This is a genomic window from Algoriphagus winogradskyi (assembly GCF_900182815.1).
GTDB lineage: Bacteria > Bacteroidota > Bacteroidia > Cytophagales > Cyclobacteriaceae > Algoriphagus > Algoriphagus winogradskyi.
In genome coordinates, this window is the sequence record NZ_FXUA01000011.1 from 26,010 (window position 1) to 46,006 (window position 19,997).

A 19,997-nucleotide genomic window follows, 5' to 3' on the forward strand; every position below is an offset into this window, starting at 1 on the left:
GTAAACTAGTCTAAATATATATCTTCTGAATATTCAATTCGGCTAAAAAACAAGCCACATGCAGGTGCTGACTTTCCTGCCTTTTTTCGATTTTTGGATTCTATGATATGATGCATTTCATCAGGTTCCATTTTCCCGAGTCCAATATCAACAAGCGTTCCTACAATTGCTCTTACCATTCCACGCAAAAATCTGTTTGCAGTTATATGAAATTGCAATTCTCCGTCTTTTTGTTCCCAATTTGCCGATTTTATTTCACAGCGAAAATGTTTCACAGCTGTATGTACTTTACTAAAACACTCAAAATCATTGTGCTGTAAGAGAATTTTTGCTGCTTCATTCATTCGGGTTATATCTGGATTGAAATAATGCCTCCAGACGTAATCTTCTACAAACGGGCTTTTTTGTAAAATCATTCGATAAACATAAGATCTGCTTTTGGCACTGAAGCGCGCATGTGCATCAGCTTTGACTGCTCGGATCGAATTGACTGAAATGTCTTTCGGCAGAATACCATTAATCGCTCGAATGAATTTTTCTTTATTAATTTCCTGATCCGTGTCAAAGTGGCAAACCTGCATGCTAGCATGCACTCCGGTATCTGTGCGGCCTGAACCCATTACAGAAACTGTTTCTCTGAAATAAGTAGAAAGCCCTGTCTCCAATGCTTCTTGAACCGTAAATGCATTTTCTTGGATTTGCCAACCATGATAGCGCGTGCCTTTGTAGCTGATGTCCAGAAAATATCTTTTGCTCTCACTCATACGGCTGCAAAGATACTATTCCCAATCAAATCAGCGCGAGAAACCTGCTTTCCTTGTTAATGAAGTCATAAGGCCTTTTCTTTGCCAAAAAAATAGAAAAAATGATCCAGCGCGTACAATCAATATTCCTTTTCCTAGTGGCTGTGGCCATGGGATTGACTTTGGGCTTAGACCTTTGGGTACAGCAAGTAGCTGATTCAGGTGAAATATGGAAGCTCAACGCTTTGTTTATGATCCAAAATAGCTCTTCGGGAGAAATAGTCCAGTCCTCTTCCAATTGGTATATAGCAGCATTGGCTTCATTTGTTGGGCTTATGGCTATTATTTCGATCTTTCAATACAGAAATCACGGCAGGCAGATGATGATCAATATGGTTAATTCCCTGTTTATGGTTGGTTTGGTTGCGATTGTTTTCTTGACTACCAATGGTATAAATAAGGAAATCGGAGCAGAGGATAATGGTTCATATCAAATTGGTTTTTGGGCAATTCTAGCAGCGATGGTATGTAACATGCTTGCCAATCGCTTTATTCGAAAAGACGTTGCTTTGCTAAAATCTGTGGATAGAATCAGATAAAAGAGACGTTAGATTCATGAATCAAGACATAAGATTTTTGCGAGAAAAGGAATCTTATACCTATTTTAACCAAAAGAGCCAGCAAATCGCTGGCTCTTTTGGTTTGATGACCTGCTTCTCCATAAGCAGGTTGTAAGTTTTTTACCAGAATCTAATTCCCACAGTAGGATAGAAGGTTTTGAAATTCTCTGTGGCAATGACTCCGGCTTGGATGGAGATATATTTGCTTAATTTTCTGTTGTAGTAAGCCTGCATGGTAGTTCCAGTGAAAAGCTGGCTTTTGTTTTCATTGATCAAATAACCTACGCCGAATGTGTTTCTTCTTTGTTTTTCTGTGTTTCCAAATTCCCAAGCAAGTTCAGCATTTGCAAACCAATTGCTGTTGACTTTTACATTGTTTTCGATTCGTTCGGGAAAATAAATAGTGTTTGTAATGGAGCCACCGAGGGAGAAATTTCTCCAATTCAAATGAGCTCTGAACCCTACAACTGGAGTGAAGTCACCACCTGTGAAATCTAACCCTACAGGAAAAGTCATCTCCAGACTATCCACGTAAGGCACGTATTTTTTCTCAATTTGATATTTCACATTCTTCAAAGCAGTAGGCTGAAAGTTTTCTCCTATTCTGTAATAGAGCGTAGTAAATTCAGGATAGTCGGTCGCTTTGCGAAGCAAAGGTTCAAATTCTTCGGTTAGCTCTTCAGCAGTGTGTTCGGTTTTGTTGAAATATAGTACCAAGGCGCTTTCATTTGGAAAGTCAAAAACCAAGGTGTCTGTGATAGGCCAATCCCGATCTAGCCATTCCTGTAGATTCTTAGAGAGACCGTTTTCAACTTCCTGGCCATAAGTTTGAAAAGCACATAGCAACGCCAGGAAAGGAACTAGTAGTAGTCGTTTCATAATTTTAATTTTAGAAATTTTTAAATGATTACTGTTTGTGGAAATTAATCTTAATCGAGTTTTTAGGTTGATTCGCAAGTCCTAATTGCTGGTTGGAAATATCCTCAGGAGAACTGGATCCAAACTTTGTCTGGAGTTTGATTTTTTCTTGCATACCCCAAGAAATTCGAACTTTATGAAGTGTTTGTGGAGCTTCAACTTCAGCCATTGGAGGAATAATCAGCTCCGTTACAAATGTGTTTTCAATACTCAAGTCTGCTAAGTTTAGCTCTGGAGTCTCAATCGGAGTAATCGTTTCCCTTTGAGTTGAACTCTGTCTAGGTTTTGATAGTATTAGTCTTTCTGGTTTGCTCAACTCTGGTTTCAAGTTTTTAGATTCTGTTTCGGCTTCCGGGTTTGTATCAATAGTTTCGATTTCAGCAGAAGGCAAACTGACCTCGGTGATCAATGGAGTTTCCGCCTCTTTTTCTCCCAATTCAAAATAAGCTATTCCAGAAAGAGCAAAAATTAATGCAATCGCCGCAGCTGCCATTCCATATTTCCAAAGTGGAATTATTGGAGTTTTTTGATCAAGTTCTTTTTCAATTGCCTCCCAAAGATCCGGTTTAGGCATTTTCACAGGAAGGTTTGGAATGTGCTCCTTCACCTGCGAATCAAAGTCTTTCCGCTGTTGAATTTTACTCCACAAGTCAGGTTTTGGGCTATATTCTTTCATGCCTGTAGTAGTTTAGTGATGCGCCTTTTCAGAAGCGTTTTCGCGTAGTTCAACTGAGATTTTGAAGTGTTTTCTGATATTCCCAGCATTGAAGAAGCTTCTCTATGTGAATACCCTTCTACTGCCAAAAGAAGAAATACGGCTTTCGCACCAGTTGGTAAACTTTCTATAGCTTGGTCGAGCATCTCAGCATCAAACCAGGAATCGAAATCATCACTTGAATCCATTTCTAAATCTTCAATTGGTTCAAAATGAATTTTCTTTCTGCTCTGCAAAATCGCCTTGCGAATGGTGATCGTTTTCATCCAGGAAAGCAAAGCCTCTGGATGTTTCAAGGAATGGATTTTCTGGAAAATCTCTACATAGGAATCTTGTAAGACATCGTTAGCTTCATCTTCATCATTCACTATTCTATAGCAAGCTGAGTAAAGCATCCCTTTGGTCAATTCAAAGAGCTGAAACTGCGCAGACCTTTCGCCTTTGAGGACGTTTTTGATCAGGTTTGTGTCTAGCTTTTGAAGATTCATAGATTTGGCTTATACTTAAAAGAGTTACCTTAAAGGCAAAAGGTTGGAATGGAACTCAAAGTTTTTTTTCTGACTTATGGCATTTTACAAATTCTTTTCTCACTCAAGGAAATTATGGTAATTTCAAACTCTGCCTTTTGCAAGTATTAACAATCATTCTATGAAACTCGAAACACTCGCTATACACGGAGGAAATATTGTCACGGATTCTGAAAAACCGGTTATACAGCCTATTACGCTGAGCACTACATTCGTGCACCAACCTGATTCTATGATCTATGCAAGGGCAAATAATCCAAATCGCCATGCTTTAGAAAAGCTCTTGGCAGGTCTGGAAAAAGGTGCAGATGCTGCAGCTTTTTCTTCAGGCAATGCGGCAGGAGTTGCAGTGTTCCAAGCCTTAGAGCCAGGTTCGCATGTTATCGCCCCTGATGATATGTATCATGGCTTAAAAAATGCTTTACTCTCTATTTTCAAGGGAGTTTTAGAGGCCACTTTCGTGGATATGACGGATTTGGTGAAAGTTGAGCAAGCTTTCAAAGAAAACACAAAGTTGGTTTGGTTGGAAACGCCTTCCAATCCCTTGTTGAAGATTACAGATATAGCTGCAGTTGCAATTTTGGCTAAGGAAAAAGGAGCGATTTTGGCTTGCGATAACACCTTTGCTACCCCTGTTTTTCAAAACCCAATTGATTTTGGAGCAGATATCGTGATGCATTCCAGTACCAAATATTTTGGAGGGCATTCAGATATTCTAGGGGGTGCTTTGATCACCAAAGAAATGGATGAGTTTTGGGAGAAAGTAAAAAATGTGCAGATCGGGGGAGGAGCAGTGCCATCGCCAATGGATTGCTATTACTTATGCAGAAGCATTAAAACCTTGCCTTATCGGATGAAAGGACATGCTGAACACGCTATCGTGTTGGCGAATTTCCTATCCACACACGAGAAAGTTGAAAAGGTTTATTACCCAGGATTGAAAACGCATCCCGGACATTTAATAGCAGCCAACCAGATGACAGGTTTTGGTGGAATTCTGTCTTTCCAGGTAAAAGGCAATGCTGAAGATGCAGATCAGGTGATTTCCAAGCTTAAGTATTTCACAAACGCTACCAGTCTTGGAGGGGTTGAAAGTTTGATTGAGCGAAGAGCTGCTTCAGAAGGACCCGATACATTGACTCCTCAGAATTTAATCCGAGTGTCAGTAGGGTTAGAGCATTTATATGACTTGCTGGAAGATATGGAAGAAGCATTACACTAAAAAAAGGTCACTTCAAATATGGAAGTGACCTTTTTTTGTGCTGTGCTATTATCTTAATTGTACCAATTCCTCAATCGAACATCTACACTTGGAGCGGCATCGTTAACCATGCTTTTGAATTTTTCCACGTCGCTTAATCCATTTGTTCCTCTGTAGTGATATGGGTATACAATTGTAGGTTTGAATTCAGAAACTGCGCTTGCAGCCTGATCAACATCCATAGTATAAGGCAAATTCATGCACACAAAGGCTACATCAATATTTTTTAGCGCTCTCATTTCCGGAATGTCTTCTGTGTCTCCGGAAATGTAAAATTGTTTTCCCCCAAGATGAACAATGTATCCGTTTCCACGGCCTTTCGTATGTGGAGCTTCAGTGCTTTCCGGCAAATTATACATTGGTAATGCCTCGACCTTAATTCCATTGACAGCTTTGGATTGATTGTTCCCCAAAACGATCACTTCTTTTCCCGTGCCTGCAGTAAGCTTGTCTGCTACAGCTTGTGGTGCAATGATGGTCGCGCCAGAAAGGTCTAGTCCATCAAGTGTTTCCTGATTGAGATGATCCCCATGAATGTCCGTGATCAGCACCAAAGTTGGTTTCTTCTGCCCTTCGAAAGCAGCCGCACCACCATACGGATCTACATAAATTACTTGGTTATCATGCTCTAATACTAATGTGCCGTGTGTGATAGGATTGATCGTAACATCTCCTTTTTTGGCAGGAATCATGTCTTGCGAAAAAGCACCAAAGGAGATGAATAGAAGGAATATGGTTAGATATTTCATAGTAGTTTAAGATAGGCTTGTTGTCAAATAAAATAAAGAAAAGCTAGGGTAATAGTAGATTCAGGAACATTAGCCAAAGTATCCAACTCCTTTAGCCATTAAGCCAGCTAATAAAGGAATGATAAATAATAGCAGAAGTTCTAACCTGAGGAGCATAAAAATTGTTTTTGGGATTTGGACAAATTCATCTTGGTCACCTTTTCCATTTTTGATGAAAAACACCGTCGGATAAATCGACAAAATCCCAATAAAAGCGAACAGGGTTATTTTGATGTGGAAGATGAAATTGTAAGAATAAAACTCGGTAGGTTTTCCATAACCACCCAGCCAAAGCGTAAGTCCAACAGCCAAAAGGATCAATGCACCCATTCCATAAACTCCATCGATGGTAGCGATTCTTTTGATTTCCTTTCGTGTCAGTTCCTTCTTAAGTAAAAGATGCTCCGAAACCAATGAGCCGACAATTGCAAAAATGCTGATAAAATGAAGGTAGCGGAGGAGGATTTCTGGGGTCATGGATATTGGGTTGTTTAGAGCCGTACATTAAGGCACGGCAGGATTCACGGTTATTCATCATTTGACCCATAATATGTCCCTAAAGGGGCTATCGATATGGAAGAGATGAGGGAATTGCATTCAAAATAAATTCAGGTTCGAGTTGACTAGATTAAAGACTTATTTGTCAAGAATTAAAATTATTTCAATTTTCCATTTGCCCCATTAGGGGCAAGCTATGGGTAGAAAAAATAGCTGATGAGTTATTCTGCTGTGCCTTTAGGTACAGCGCTATTCTTCAATTGGTTTGAATATATATCTTTTGTCATAATCGATCTTATGGATTCTAAGAAGTTCCTCATATTCGTCTAAAAAGGACTGTTTTTTATGATGCATTTCTTGATTTTGTATATAACGGATAACCCTTGGAACTTGATCCCTACTGTATGAAAATGCTCCATAACCTGCCTGCCAATTAAATTTCCCATTTACAAATCCGCGAGTATTAATCCATTTTGAAGAATCTTCTTTAAGTTCTTTCATTAAATCTGAAAGAGCTTGGGTTGGCCGAAACCCCATCATTAAATGAATATGATCGGGCATCCCGTTTATTTGCAAAACCTTATGATCATATTTTGCGGCAATTGAAGATAGATATTTGTATAGTTCATCCTTCCAGGATGGATGAACCAAGGAAATCCTGTTTTGCACAGCAAATACTGCTTGAATGTGAATTTGTGTATAGGTGTTTGCCATGACGGAAAATATTAGCGCCGTACCTAAAGGCACGGCAGGATTCACGGTTATTAGTCATTTTACCCATAGTTTGTCCCTAACGGGACTGCCTAAATGGAATAAAGGCAACTACTATTAAAATGGATTTAGGTTCGCAATGATTTGATTAATAACCTTTTTTATCGCGTTATAAAGCTGTTTCAATTTCAGAATTGCCCATTAAGAGCTAACTAAGGCTAGAAAACATAGCTGATGAGTTATTCTGCTGTGCCTTTAGGTACAGCGCTATAAATTTAATTTGAGATTGCTTATTCCTTTTAGCTATTATCAAATTTCAAATTTCATCATTTTAAATTCTCACCCCGCCCAGCCTTCTCTATCCAGACTTCTATACTGTATCGCTTCGGCCAGATGCTCGACTTTGATTTCCTCAGATCCTGAGATATCAGCAATGGTTCTGGCTACTTTCAGAATTCGATCGTAAGCTCTGGCTGATAATCCCAGTCGCTCCATAGCGGTTTTCAAAAGCATCTTGCCAGCTTCATTGATCTGGCAGATTTGTTTTGTGAGATGCGAAGGCATCATGGCATTACAGAAAACCTCAGGATTTCCTTTAAATCGTTCCTTTTGCTTTTCTCGGCCCTTGATCACTCGCTCCCTTATTTCCTTGCTGGATTCTGTTTTCCTGGTGGAGGTCATCTCGTCAAATTTGACAGGAGTCACTTCTACATGGAGATCAATGCGATCTAACAGCGGGCCTGACACTTTATTCAAATAGCGTTGGACTATGCCTGGTCCGCAAACACATTCTTTTTCGGGATGATTGTAATATCCGCATGGGCATGGATTCATGCTGGCGATGAGCATAAAGTTGGCAGGAAAATCCACCGATACTTTTGCTCTGGAAATGGTAACTCGGCGTTCTTCCAGCGGTTGACGCATGACCTCCAGTACAGTACGCTTGAACTCTGGCAATTCATCCAAAAACAATACTCCATTATGCGCTAAGGATATTTCGCCTGGCTGGGGATTGCCTCCCCCGCCAACGAGCGCAACATCGCTGATGGTGTGGTGCGGAGATCGAAAAGGGCGATTGGCAAGCAGAGAACCATTTCTGCCCAGCTTTCCAGCTACGGAATGAATCTTGGTCGTTTCCAAAGCTTCTACCAAAGTCAGCGGTGGGAGAATCGAAGGAAGACGTTTGGCAAGCATGGTTTTACCTGCGCCAGGAGGGCCAATCATAATTACATTATGTCCGCCTGCAGCTGCGATTTCCATTGCCCGCTTGATATTTTCCTGACCTTGCACATCCGCAAAGTCAAACTCAATATCATCCAGTGAATGATAAAAAATCTCTCTGGTATCCGTCACCAAAGGTTCAATTTCCAGTTCCCCCATCAGAAAATCCGTGGCTTGCTGCATTGTTTCTACCCCTATAATATCCAAGCTATTGACTATCGATGCTTCTTTGGCATTTTCTACTGGGAGAATAAAACCCTTGAATCCCTTCTTTCTGGCTTCGATAGCAATGGGTAGTACTCCCTTGATCGGCCGGAGATTTCCGTCTAATGAAAGCTCACCCATAATCACATAATCTCCCAAAGTTGGAAATTCCACCTGCTCTGATGCTTGCAAAATTCCCATGGCAATCGGCAGATCATAAGCCGATCCTTCCTTCCTGACATCGGCGGGAGCGAGGTTGATTACCACTTTTTGCCTGGGCATTCTATACCCGAAATATTTTAAGGCACTTTCTACCCGCTGCTGGGATTCCTTCACAGCGGAGTCGGGAAGTCCGACCATAAAGAAACTGGTTCCTTGTCCCACATTCACCTCTATGGTGATGATGTTTGCATCTACGCCTGATACTGCGCTTCCAAAAGTTTTAGCTACCATAACATAAAAATATAAAAAGGAGACCTGTTGGTCTCCTCAATATACTAGTTTGATAAAATTAATATTTCACTTTTAGGTAATATTTTGTCTAGGTGGAATGTTACTTTGGTCAGTTTCCGGAGATGGAGTAGTTGGCCGAGGACTTGGTCTAGTCGGAGCAACGGGGTGTTCGAAGTCGTAAATTTTGGCTTTTAATGCGTGAGTCTCACTTTCCATTTTTTTGATTTGGGAAGAAAGACTGCTGTAGGCAGCATAGCTACTGCCCCAAGCGGCAAGAAAAATAATCAAGCCAATTAAAGTAATCGTCACCATGGAATCTGACGTGATTTCTTCCATCCCAAAGACTCCGCCAAGCGTGTCAAAGGCAATGAAGAAAATAAGAAAAGCACCAAAATAGACCAAAAGGGCTATTTGAAGGATTTGGTGAAGTTTTTTCATATGTAAATAATTTGATTTTTAGTGGCTATATGGAATCTCACACGATAGATAATTATCCAGTTTTTATGGTTTTATCGATGTGTTCGAATTCATAAGTATTAACATTAGTTTTAACGAATATACTAAACGGACTGAATACTAGAAAGCTTCTGGTATAAGCCTTCAGTTTGCATTAAGTCAATGTGCGTGCCACGCTGTACAATTTGACCATGCTCGATCACAAGTATCTCATCTGCATGCTGAATTGTGCTTAGTCTATGTGCGATCACCAATGTAGTTCTATTACTCATCAGTTTGGTCAGTGCTTCCTGTACCAAATGCTCGGATTCTGAATCTAAAGCTGAAGTAGCCTCATCAAGAATCAAAATTGGAGGGTTTTTCAATACTGCTCGTGCTATGCTTAGGCGCTGACGCTGTCCTCCGGAAAGCTTGGATCCACGCTCGCCGATACTAGTTTGATAGCCATCTTCCATTTTTTCGATAAATTCGTGGGCATTGGCAATTGTAGCAGCTTCCATGACCTGCTCTTTAGTTGCTCCTTCTACCCCAAAAGCAATATTATTGAAAACCGTGTCATTAAATAGAATGGATTCCTGCGTCACTATTCCCATTTGGCTGCGCAAAGCTTGTAAATCAAACTCCTTTAGATTTTTTCCATCCAGTAAAATTTGTCCTTCCGAAGGATCATAAAATCTTGGGATTAAATCCGCCAACGTGGATTTTCCTCCACCAGAAGGACCCACAAGTGCAATGGTTTTCCCTCTCGATAAAGTGAAATTGATGTTTTTCAACACGTTCACATCCTGGTAGGCAAAGCTTACATTTTTGACTTCAACTGAATTTTCAAAAGAATTCAATATGGCCGGACTTGCAGGGGAACTGATCTGAGTAGGCGTATCTACCACGGTGAAAATCCGCTCGGCTGAAGCGATACCCCGCTGAATACTGCTGACGGCACGGGAGATTTCCTTGGCTGGATTTAGAACTTGAGTGAAAATAATAATGTAGGTAATAAAGTCCGAGGCTCCCAAATCGGAATTTCCGCTGAGCACCAACCCACCTCCATACACCAAAATTCCGGCAACTACGAACACTCCGAGAAATTGGGATATCGGAGATGCTAATTCGTTTTTGCGAGCCATGTTCACGTTCACTCCTGCGTAATAATCGGTTTCTTTGTCGAATTTTCCCTTCATAAATCGCTCCGCATTGAAAGCTTTGATCACCCGCATTCCTCCAAGTGTCTCGTCTAGGATATTGACGATTCGACCAAGGGATTCCTGACTTTGCACCGCTTTTTTCTTCAGTCTTCTGGTAATCCCACCAATAATAGCTCCCGTGATGGGGATGATCAAAATGGTGAAAATTGTCAGTTTGGGAGACATAAAGAAAAGCACCGAGAAATAGAGAATAATGGTCACAGGCTCACGAAATACAACCCGAAGTGACTGCACAATCGTGTTTTCCACTTCTTGCACATCATTGGTCATTTTCGACATCAGATCGCCTTTGCGCTCATTGGAAAAATAGCCAATGTGAAGCTTACTGACTTGTCCGAAAATATCCATTCTCATGCGCTTGATGACAGTAGCGCGCACTTTTGCCAAAACTACCCCTGCCAAGTAGGTGAAGAGGTTGGAAAGGAAAACTGACGCCACGATGATCGCACACACATAATAAAGTGTTCCCATCTTGCCATATTCCTCAGCTATTTGCAGGAAGTTGTAATTGAAGAGGTGGGAAAAGTATTCGAGTGAGAAATTGAATTCAGGCTTCTCGGAATATTGTGTCAGTGTTGCCGGATCTACTTGTTCGAAAATCACATCGAAAAGCGGCTTCAGCAAGGTGAAATTCAGCAAGCCAAAAACGATGGAAAGAAACGCGTAGATAATATAGGTAGGCACGAATTTTCCGTATGGCTTGGCATAGGAGAGAATTCGTAGATAGGTCTTCATAAACTAATGTTCGTGGAATAATCTCGCAAGTTACGCAAAAATGGCGGTGCAGGTTATCAGTTAATAGTTGTAATCAGGTCGTATGAAGTTCCAGCGGAATGCCAATTGCAGGTATTGGGAGGTAGCTGGACTGTCGAGGTCTTGGGCAGTACGTCTTCTGAAAGTATGGGAAGCATCGATAAAGAAATTATGCCTTAACATATAAGAAGCATTCAGATTAGTTTGAACCACCTTGTTCTCGATACCCTGACCGATCACATTATCAAATAATCCTGTTGGACTTCCTTCCAATCTATTTTTCAAGACATCTCCACCCCAGTTGGTCTCTTCGTCTGGATCTGCTCCATAGAGTTGGTACATGGTAGTGAAAGTCAGGTTCAGTTTTGGGATAGGCTGGTAGCGGAGGATTCCTAGCATTTCCCTGAAATTAGCTCCTCTTGGATGGGTAAGTGGAGTTCTCCAATTGCTGTAGGATTGATAGTCGACTTTTTCCTGAAAAGTATAAGGTCGGGCAGAATTGTATTCCAGCTGAAGATCTAGATTCGAAACCTTGAATAGGTCGATGTATTTAAATCCAGCCTGAAGCCCGTATTTATTCCGCTTGGAGTTCTTGCCATCTTGTCCAAAGAATTCTGAAAAGACGAACTCATCCAGTGCAAACTGACCGTAAAGCTGCATGGTTGACAAGAAATTCCATTTGTAATCTATCCCGAGCATGACCTTGTCAGGCGTGCCGAGTGATTGCTCCACCCAGCGATAAAAGATAATTGGATTGTAATAGTTGAAGTCTGCTTTGTCAGTCATCACAGACTCAAAAAACCCAAGGTTTAGGTTTTTGCCTACGTTAAAACCAAGTCTGTGAAAGGAAAACCATTTTTGAGGATATCTACCATCCGTAGGTCGCCCTCTGTCGTAGTCCACATCTGCAGTCATTTGAGTCCAGATATTGGTCAATTGGAATTTCCACACCTGGGTATTAAGTTTCACAAACATGTAGGGATTGGAAAAGTCGGAAAGCAAAAAGGATCTATAACCTTCCCCGATGAAGTTACGGTCATGACCGACTTCTACCTGAATGTGTTTGGTGATGTTAAAACTCACATGGCCAAGTGCTGAGAAGTACGTGTAGCCATCTGCATTATATTCCTTCCAAAATCCCTCACCTGGCACAGCGCCATTGTGCTCGGCGTAGCCTTTCACCCAACTAGGGAAAAATGCCTCCGAAGAAGTGAAGTACGTGTAAAAACCAACTTTCTTATCTATTGATCCGCGAAGCACAACTCCACGCGAAAGGCGATTTGGGTTTCGGTCATTGTCGGGCTCGATCCCACCATTCAAGTACAAAACCGGACTTACGTGGATATCAAACTCATCACTATAATAGTATGCAAAGTCTCCAGGTCTTTTATAAATCGCGTTGAATAAAGGTTTTTCGGAAAGAGGGGTTTCCCTACTTACAAACTCCCAATTATCCTGACTCAGGTAAGCGAGATTGAACTGATCTACACTAGTTCTGATCACCGCGTCATTCGCAATGCTGTCGAGAAAAGCTGCCACATGATCTCTTCGGTAGGGCTTTGCACCAGTGTGGAACACCGGATTATTTTTTCCTTGAAGGATTTCGTACCGCTCGATTTTCTGGTAATAATCTCGATCGAAAGGAATGTAACTTCCCTGTGCAGTGACAAAAAGTGGAAGTAGAAATATGCCTAATAGAATAAGCAGTCGAGCGTGTAAAGGTTTTTGCATTGCCTAAATCTAAAAAACATTCCTGAAAATAGAATTCGAATACGGCTAAAGAGAGTTGAAATAGTAGAAATCAGCGTTTTCCAAATGATTGCATCCGTCTAATAGACATTTGGTTACTGCCAGAGGTAGGGGTTTGAATTTGCTTTGAAATTGGAGTTGAATTTTATTTTTGGGCTAAAACGCCTTGATTTGCATACTCAAATCAAGTTTTTAAATCCTTTTGACCAATTGACTTAGAAATACTTGGCAAAGATTTGGTGAGTTTTGTGAAAAAGCCTAGCTTTGTGCCTCATTTGAAAGAGGTACATAATAACTAGCAATAATATGAAAGCTGATATCCATCCAAACTACAGAGACGTCGTTTTCTACGACACTTCTAGCGAGTTTAAATTTCTTACTAAGTCAACTATCGAAACAAGCGAAACTATCACTTGGGAAGATGGCAACGAATATCCTTTGTTCAAGGTCGAAGTGAGCTCTCAGTCTCACCCGTTCTACACAGGTAAGAAAATGATGCTTGATACTGCGGGTCGTGTTGAGAAATTCAACAGAAGATACGCTAAGAAGTAATTCTTCTATATCTCAGGCTAAAAAGTCTCCCGGAGCATGGATTCCGGGAGACTTTTTTATTTTTGCCTCATGGACTCAATTTTATTGTTTGATGACCCTGCTATTCGCGGCTCGTTACTTCCTTTTACTTTTACCCGACCAGTAGCGGAAATCCGCGTAGGAATACTGAAGGTGTCGGAAAAATGGGAAAAGATCACCGGTGCTTCAGTTTCATTTCTGACCCAAGACTACCTTCAAAAGAAATACCCTCGAAAATCTGGAAAAGCGCTGGCTATAAATGGCGCTTGGCTGCCAGACATTAGAAGTCTAGCTGTATTGAAATCCATTACATCAACTCAGGCACTGTATTTCGGAAAGACCCTGATCGCAACCTATATCGGCGAAACGGAGAAAAATCTAGTGGCAGTGAAGGGTAAAGAAATTGTCCAGCTCGATTTTGAACCCACATTAGTATTGAAAACCTGGAATATTTTCCAGTTTAATGGAGCGGAGATAAAAAATGATTTTGAGATGCTGACTAAAGGCAGAAAATCTGCGCAGATCACAGATCCTCATACTAAAGTATATTCTCCCGAAAACATCTTCGTTGAAGAAGGGGCAGTCATTAGAGCGGCGATTTTGAATGCAGAAAACGGCCCAATTTACATTGGTAAAAACACCGAGATCCAAGAAGGAGCTTTGATTCGTGGGCCATTTGCGCTTTGCGAAAGCTCTACAGTAAATATGGGAGCCAAAATAAAAGGTGATACCACCGTGGGCCCACACTCCAAAGTGGGAGGGGAGTTATCCAACTCGGTGATCTTTGGCTATAGCAACAAAGGTCACGAAGGGTTTCTCGGCAATTCTGTAATCGGAGAATGGTGTAATATGGGAGCTGACACGAATACCAGCAACCTGAAAAACAATTATTCCCCAGTGAAGCTCTGGGATTATACCGTTGGGAATTACTCCAATACTGGTTTGCAATTCTGCGGACTCATGATGGGCGATCATTCCAAATGTGGTATTAATACCATGTTCAACACAGGGACAGTCGTCGGCATTGGATCCAATGTGTTTGGTCCAGGATTTCCGCGTAAATTTATCCCTTCATTTGCTTGGGGTGGAGAGGAAGGATTCTCTACCTTTTTGTTCCCGAAATTTCTAGAGACAGCAAAAGCCGTAGTGGCCAGAAGAGGACTTGAGTTGAATGCGGAAGAACAAGAAATCTTACGTATGATTTTCGAAATGTCCAAAAACTATAGAATTTGGGAAACCTCATCCTGATTAATTAATTCATGCAATTCGCAGCTATACCGGGTCTTCCCGAAACCAAATTAAACCTCATCAATGCTGTCAAAAACAATCATTTGGCGCATGCACTGCTATTCCATGGACCGGAAGGCTCCGCTAATCTTACTATGGCATTGGCGCTGTGCACTTATTTGTACTGTGAAAACCCAAGTGATTCAGATTCTTGTGGGACCTGCGCTTCCTGCCAGCGGATGAGTCGATTGGTAGTTCCTGATTTGAACTTCGCATTTCCTACAATTGCAAAGGGTAAAGAGGATGAAAAGGAAAAAGATGACGATGAAAAAACAGATCTATTGACCAATTGGCGAAAGTTTGCTACGGAGCAGCCCTATGGTAATGTCCATGATTTCATCTACTTTAATAATTTTGAAAAGAAGCAGTTAAATATCTCCAAAGGGGCAGCCCGTAAAATCATACAGGCACTTTCACTCATGTCTTTTGAAGGTGGCTATAAGATCATGATGATTTGGTCACCGGAATTTCTTCACCCTTCTGCCGCAAATGCCCTTCTGAAAATTCTAGAAGAACCGCAGCCTAAAACGCTTTTTATTTTGGTGACTGGAGCTGCCGATCAGTTGTTGACGACGATACTTTCCAGAACTCAAAAGGTTACGATTCGGGGGTTTTCTGATGAAGAAGTCAAAAGTCATTTGCTCGAGAAGGGACTTTGTGACGAAGCATCTGCAGATCAGATCGCAATGCTAGCAGATGGCAATATGCGTGAAGCTTACCGACTCGTAGATCAGGTAGAAGATCTCCAGGTCAAAAAAATCAGAGAATGGTTTTTGTCCTGCTACAAAGCTGATTTCAAAAGTATTTTTGGACTTGCGGATGACTTTCACAAGTCGGATAAAGAAGCCCAAAAATCACTTTTACTCACAGGATTAAACGTACTTCGTGAGATTTTGCTGAAAAATGTAGGGTTGGAGGAGTTGCTTCGTACGCATGACGAGGATCGTAAATTCGTCAATAATATTTCCGGTAAGATCCTCAAGGAGGAGCATGTAGGGAAATTATATGGTGATTTCAATACTGCTCATTATCATTTGGAACGAAACGGTAACGCCAAATTCATCTTCACAGATCTATCGATGAATGTGACCAGATTGATGGCGAAAATAAGCTGATATGGAGCAAAAAGTAATTGGTAGAAAAGAGAAAGTATCACTTCCTGATTTAGGACTGTCGCTGGTTTGGGCCAAAGTCGATACCGGAGCCTACACAAGCAGTATTCATGCGGAGAATTTGGAAGTATTAGAGGTAAATGGAAAGCGAGTGCTGCAGTTTCAGCCACTTCTTCCCGGACATAAATCTTATACCGGCGAGATAGTTACCTTTGAAGAGTTCAGAGAGAAAAAAGTAAAAAACTCCTTCGGTCATGCTGAGGTTCGTTATTTGATCGAGACTACCTTTGAACTGGCTGGAGAAAGTTACTCGGCGGAGTTCACACTATCCGATCGGTCGAGTATGAGAAATGCGATTCTTCTCGGTCGGAAAATACTCAAAAATCGCTTCCTTGTAGATGTATCCAAAATCAATTTGGCTAAACCTTATCGGAACAAATAATCAAAGTCAGATTTACCTAAAAATCCTTGCTGAAGGCTCCTATTACCTAAAAATTTTCTTATGAAATCGAGCATAATTCCAGCGATATCCAAAGAGATGCTTATCCATTGCGAGATACTCCCGAAAAAAAAATCGGGGCAGGCTATCTGATCATAAAAAATCAATTATTAACAGATGAAAATTGCAATCCTTTCCACAAACCCAAATTTATATTCCACCAAGCGCCTGCTGGAAGCGATTAAAGCAGCAGGCCACGAGGGAATAATCGTCAATCATAGCATCTGTGATTTGATTCTTGAGCAAGATGGTCCGTCCATTATTCATAAAGGAGAAAAAGTACTGGGAGTAGATGCCGTTATTCCTAGGATCGGTGCTTCAGTTACTTTTTACGGAACGGCAGTGGTTCGTCAATTTGAGTTGATGGGCACTTTTTCTGTGGTGAATTCTCAAGCCATCGTCCGTAGCAGAGATAAATTGCGTAGCCTTCAGATCATGTCCAGTGCAGGACTTGGTATGCCCAAAACAGCCTTTACTAATTTCTCCAAAGGAGGAGAAAAACAAATTATCGAGCATGTTGGTGGAGCGCCCTTGATCATCAAATTATTAGAAGGAACGCAAGGACTTGGGGTAGTTTTGGCAGAAACGCGAAAAGCGAGCCAGTCCGTTATTGAAGCATTTCATGGATTGAAGGCAAGAATTATCGTTCAGGAATTCATCAAGGAAGCCAAAGGAGCAGATATTCGAGCTTTTGTGGTGAATGGGAAAGTAGTCGGAGCGATGAAGCGCCAAGGAGCTGAAGGGGAGTTTCGTTCCAACCTTCACCGAGGTGGCAAGGCAACTGTCATCAAATTAAGCCGGGCTGAGAAAGCTGCTGCCTTAGCTGCTGCCAAATCACTTGGCTTGGATGTGGCAGGAGTTGATATGCTTCAATCTGCCCGGGGCCCGCTGATTTTGGAAGTGAATAGCTCTCCAGGACTAGAAGGAATAGAGAAAGCTACGGGCATCGATGTCGCTGGATCCATAATAAAATTCATAGAAGAAGGCGTAAATAAGCGTCCATTAAAGATTTCGAGTCAATGAGTCAAGTAGTAAAAATAGGCACCAGAGGAAGTAAGTTAGCACTTTGGCAGGCTTATCATGTGGAGGAGCTTTTGCAAAAAGCCGGGCTGGAATCAGAGATAGTGATCATTGATACGAAAGGTGATCAAATCCTTGACGTTTCCATTGCGAAAATTGGCAGTAAAGGTGTTTTTACGCAGGAATTGGAAGATCAATTGCTGGATGGCCGGATCGATATAGCCGTTCATAGTGCAAAGGACATGCAGTCTAATTTGCCAGAAGGCTTTGAAATCATTGCTTTCACCGAGCGGGAAAAGGAAAACGATGTGCTTGTCTCTCATGACAAATCCGTTTCTCTTAAGAAGGATGTTGTATTAGGAACTTCTTCCACTCGCCGCGTTTCTACGTTGAAGCATTTTTACCCACATGTGAAGACAGTGGAGGTTAGGGGGAATCTACAGACTCGAATCCGCAAAATGGAGGAGGGACTTTGTGATGCCTTGTTACTTGCTTATGCAGGTGCGCATCGCATGGAATATGACCATATGATCGTGGCGGAATTGGATTTGGATGAATTTACTCCGGCAGTCGGGCAAGGATCTGTTGCCATCGAAGTGGCAACCATACTTGATTCGGAATTGAAGTCAAAAATCGCTGCTGCTTGTAATCATCAAGAGACCTCCTTACGGCTTCGTGCTGAGCGAGCTTATCTGAGAATATTGGAAGGGGGTTGCAGCATACCGGTTTTTGCGCTAGCTAATCTTAAAGAAGACCAGCTTAGCCTAAAAGGCGGGATTGTGAGCTTAGACGGCAAAGAGCGGATTTCTCTTGTGGTAAATGGAGATGCCAGCCAGCCAGAAAAGTTAGGACAGGAACTTGCTGACCAAGTTTTTGCCGCAGGCGGAAAAGTCATATTAGATCAAATCAAATCAACCTTAAATAAATGAGAATTCTAAGAACCTTACTTTTTCTCTTTTTTTGTGCCTGCTTCTTTTCCTGTGCTGGAAGCAAAGATTACTTAGTCACCATCAAGACTAGCCACGGGGATATCGTGGCAGTACTCTTTGACGATACTCCTGAGCACAAATCCAATTTTATAGAATTGGCTGAAGCGGGAAGATTTGACTCCACAGAATTTCAGCGAGTGATGAAGAACTTCATGATTCAAGGTGGTGACGTTTTTACGAAGGAAAATCTTCCTCCCCAGGAGTGGCCGACTTTGCCAGCTGAGATCAGACCTAAGTATTATCATAGAAAGGGGATGATTGCTGCGGCAAGGCAGCCAGACTCTGTTAATCCTGAGCGACGCTCAAATGGTTCGCAATTTTATATCACTATAGGGAAGGTTTATGACGAACTGGAATTGACTACTGATATGAAGGAGCTTCAAAAGTCGCTGATGAAATACATGGAGCTGGGCAGTCAGGCAGAATTGAAGAATGAATACATCCGCCTTTACAATGAGCAGAAGTATGATAGTTTGACTACAATGATCCTTTCCATGAGAGATGAATTAGAGTCCTCTCTGAATGTGAATTTGACGAAGGAATTTACCAAAGAGCAAATTGAAGCATATACCACGGTAGGTGGAGTGCCTCATTTGGATAAGGAATACACCGTTTTCGGAGAAGTGATCCAGGGGCTGGAAGTGGCTGAAGAGATATCTAATGTGGCTACTAACACCAGAGATAAGCCAATTGAGACAGTTTATATGACAGTGAAAGTAGAGAAAATGTCCCGTAAGAAAATTGAAAAAGACTATGACTACAGCTTTCCAGATGACAAGTAAAAAGAAAGTATTTATCACTGGAGCGAATGGATTACTTGGACAGAAACTTGTCGCTCAATTGGTGGAAAAGGGAGCCTTTCAGGTGTTTGCTAGTGGCAAAGGAGCATGCAGGCTGCCAGGTGAAGGCTTCGAATACGTTTCAGTTGATATCACCGATGAGTCTAGCGTGGAAAAAGCGCTTGGTGAGATCAAGCCGGATGTAATTATTCATGGTGCTGCAATGACTCATGTGGATCAGTGCGAATTGAACCAAGAAGCTTGCTACGATGCTAATGTCAATGCGACTGCTTATTTGATTAAGGCTGCAGAAGCGGCAAAAGCTCATTTTATTTTTGTTTCCACGGATTTTATTTTCTCAGGAGAAGAAGGCCCATTGGATGAAAATGCTGAAGCTGCTCCAGTAAATTACTACGGAGAGACTAAGCTCCAAGGGGAACAGCTGGTGAAGGCTTGCCAAACCAAATGGTCGATTGCACGAACCGTTTTGGTTTTTGGAATAGCGCATGATATGAGCCGGACGAATATTATTCTTTGGGTGAAATCTTCTTTGGAAGCTGGAAAAGAGATTCAGGTAGTCGATGATCAATTCCGCACCCCAACCCTTGCTGAGGATTTGGCGACAGGATGTATTTTGATAGCTGAGCAAGAAGCGGAAGGCATATACAATATTTCTGGGCCCGACTTTTTGACACCTTATGAAATGGCAAATATCACCGCCGATTACTTTGGGCTGAACAAAGAGTTAATCAAACGAGCAGATTCAACCACCTTTACTCAGCCAGCAAAAAGACCTTTAAAAACGGGATTTATCATCACAAAAGCTCGGGAAGAGCTTGGTTTTGAACCGAAAAGTTTCCGAACGGCAATTGGTATTTTGGCAAAACAAATTATCTTAGCCCGCTCTTAAAATGCAGTTTAT

The 19,997-nt window shown here is 41.6% G+C and carries 21 protein-coding genes; 10 read left to right on the top strand and 11 right to left on the bottom strand.

The window, feature by feature from the left end:
* Positions 1–5: 5 nt before the first annotated feature.
* Positions 6–764, bottom strand: a complete 759-nt coding sequence (gene truA, locus QOL76_RS20315) for a tRNA pseudouridine(38-40) synthase TruA (RefSeq protein WP_283414798.1) — start codon at positions 762–764, stop codon at positions 6–8.
* A 101-nt stretch (positions 765–865) separates the two neighbouring features.
* Here truA and QOL76_RS20320 point away from each other — a divergent pair, with 101 nt between their 5' ends.
* Positions 866–1,342 carry a DUF4293 domain-containing protein gene (locus QOL76_RS20320; protein ID WP_283414799.1) on the top strand — a complete coding sequence of 159 codons (477 nt, stop codon included), beginning with the start codon at positions 866–868 and terminating at the stop codon, positions 1,340–1,342.
* A gap of 141 nt (positions 1,343–1,483) precedes the next feature.
* Here QOL76_RS20320 and QOL76_RS20325 read toward each other — a convergent pair whose 3' ends face one another.
* The 3 genes from QOL76_RS20325 to QOL76_RS20335 are packed head-to-tail and all read right to left on the bottom strand — an operon-like array spanning position 1,484 to position 3,484.
* Complete coding sequence (locus QOL76_RS20325; protein ID WP_283414800.1) at positions 1,484–2,242, bottom strand: hypothetical protein; 759 nt, start codon at positions 2,240–2,242, stop codon at positions 1,484–1,486.
* A 28-nt stretch (positions 2,243–2,270) separates the two neighbouring features.
* Positions 2,271–2,957, bottom strand: a complete 687-nt coding sequence (locus tag QOL76_RS20330; RefSeq protein ID WP_283414801.1) for a hypothetical protein — start codon at positions 2,955–2,957, stop codon at positions 2,271–2,273.
* Positions 2,954–3,484 (bottom strand): RNA polymerase sigma factor, encoded by a 531-nt coding sequence (locus tag QOL76_RS20335; protein ID WP_283414802.1) that lies wholly within the window; start codon positions 3,482–3,484, stop codon positions 2,954–2,956. The genes QOL76_RS20330 and QOL76_RS20335 overlap by 4 nt, the downstream gene beginning before the upstream one ends.
* A 160-nt stretch (positions 3,485–3,644) precedes the next feature.
* On the opposite strand from QOL76_RS20335, the gene QOL76_RS20340 reads away from it, so the two are divergent.
* Entirely contained in the window at positions 3,645–4,745 is a 1,101-nt protein-coding gene (locus QOL76_RS20340) for a trans-sulfuration enzyme family protein (RefSeq protein WP_283414803.1), read from the top strand.
* 53 nt (positions 4,746–4,798) lie between these two features.
* Here the strand turns inward: QOL76_RS20340 and QOL76_RS20345 are convergent, their stop codons facing one another.
* The 7 genes from QOL76_RS20345 to QOL76_RS20375 form a co-directional block, all read right to left on the bottom strand.
* Positions 4,799–5,533, bottom strand: a complete 735-nt coding sequence (locus tag QOL76_RS20345) for an MBL fold metallo-hydrolase (RefSeq protein ID WP_283414804.1) — start codon at positions 5,531–5,533, stop codon at positions 4,799–4,801.
* A gap of 69 nt (positions 5,534–5,602) precedes the next feature.
* Positions 5,603–6,049 carry a DUF2214 family protein gene (locus QOL76_RS20350; RefSeq protein ID WP_283414805.1) on the bottom strand — a complete coding sequence of 149 codons (447 nt, stop codon included), beginning with the start codon at positions 6,047–6,049 and terminating at the stop codon, positions 5,603–5,605.
* Between the two features lie 270 nt (positions 6,050–6,319).
* The gene (tnpA, locus tag QOL76_RS20355) at positions 6,320–6,784 is read right to left on the bottom strand and encodes an IS200/IS605 family transposase (RefSeq protein WP_283414860.1); all 465 of its coding nucleotides are present in this window, start codon (positions 6,782–6,784) and stop codon (positions 6,320–6,322) included.
* A 336-nt stretch (positions 6,785–7,120) separates the two neighbouring features.
* On the bottom strand, positions 7,121–8,659 hold the full coding sequence (locus QOL76_RS20360; protein ID WP_283414806.1) for a YifB family Mg chelatase-like AAA ATPase: 1,539 nt from the start codon (positions 8,657–8,659) through the stop codon (positions 7,121–7,123).
* Positions 8,660–8,731: 72 nt separating this feature from the next.
* The gene (locus QOL76_RS20365) at positions 8,732–9,097 is read right to left on the bottom strand and encodes a hypothetical protein (RefSeq protein ID WP_283414807.1); all 366 of its coding nucleotides are present in this window, start codon (positions 9,095–9,097) and stop codon (positions 8,732–8,734) included.
* A gap of 122 nt (positions 9,098–9,219) precedes the next feature.
* On the bottom strand, positions 9,220–11,052 hold the full coding sequence (locus QOL76_RS20370) for an ABC transporter ATP-binding protein (protein ID WP_283414808.1): 1,833 nt from the start codon (positions 11,050–11,052) through the stop codon (positions 9,220–9,222).
* A gap of 60 nt (positions 11,053–11,112) precedes the next feature.
* On the bottom strand, positions 11,113–12,801 hold the full coding sequence (locus QOL76_RS20375; RefSeq protein WP_283414809.1) for a hypothetical protein: 1,689 nt from the start codon (positions 12,799–12,801) through the stop codon (positions 11,113–11,115).
* A gap of 324 nt (positions 12,802–13,125) precedes the next feature.
* Here QOL76_RS20375 and QOL76_RS20380 point away from each other — a divergent pair, with 324 nt between their 5' ends.
* From QOL76_RS20380 to QOL76_RS20415, 8 genes are all read left to right on the top strand, one after another.
* Positions 13,126–13,371, top strand: a complete 246-nt coding sequence (locus QOL76_RS20380) for a type B 50S ribosomal protein L31 (protein ID WP_091695367.1) — start codon at positions 13,126–13,128, stop codon at positions 13,369–13,371.
* 69 nt (positions 13,372–13,440) lie between these two features.
* Positions 13,441–14,637 (top strand): GlmU family protein, encoded by a 1,197-nt coding sequence (locus QOL76_RS20385; protein WP_283414810.1) that lies wholly within the window; start codon positions 13,441–13,443, stop codon positions 14,635–14,637.
* An 11-nt stretch (positions 14,638–14,648) separates the two neighbouring features.
* Positions 14,649–15,791 carry a DNA polymerase III subunit gene (locus QOL76_RS20390; RefSeq protein WP_283414811.1) on the top strand — a complete coding sequence of 381 codons (1,143 nt, stop codon included), beginning with the start codon at positions 14,649–14,651 and terminating at the stop codon, positions 15,789–15,791.
* Position 15,792: 1 nt separating this feature from the next.
* A complete protein-coding gene (locus QOL76_RS20395) occupies positions 15,793–16,230 on the top strand; it encodes an ATP-dependent zinc protease family protein (protein WP_283414812.1) in 438 nt (145 codons plus the stop codon).
* Positions 16,231–16,404: 174 nt separating this feature from the next.
* Complete coding sequence (rimK, locus tag QOL76_RS20400; RefSeq protein WP_283414813.1) at positions 16,405–17,310, top strand: 30S ribosomal protein S6--L-glutamate ligase; 906 nt, start codon at positions 16,405–16,407, stop codon at positions 17,308–17,310.
* Positions 17,307–18,236, top strand: coding sequence for a hydroxymethylbilane synthase (gene hemC, locus QOL76_RS20405; RefSeq protein WP_283414814.1), 930 nt, complete (start codon positions 17,307–17,309; stop codon positions 18,234–18,236). Before rimK ends, hemC begins: the two co-directional genes overlap by 4 nt.
* Positions 18,233–19,078, top strand: a complete 846-nt coding sequence (locus QOL76_RS20410) for a peptidylprolyl isomerase (RefSeq protein ID WP_283414815.1) — start codon at positions 18,233–18,235, stop codon at positions 19,076–19,078. Before hemC ends, QOL76_RS20410 begins: the two co-directional genes overlap by 4 nt.
* A complete protein-coding gene (locus QOL76_RS20415) occupies positions 19,050–19,985 on the top strand; it encodes an SDR family oxidoreductase (RefSeq protein ID WP_283414816.1) in 936 nt (311 codons plus the stop codon). Before QOL76_RS20410 ends, QOL76_RS20415 begins: the two co-directional genes overlap by 29 nt.
* Positions 19,986–19,997: the final 12 nt, after the last annotated feature.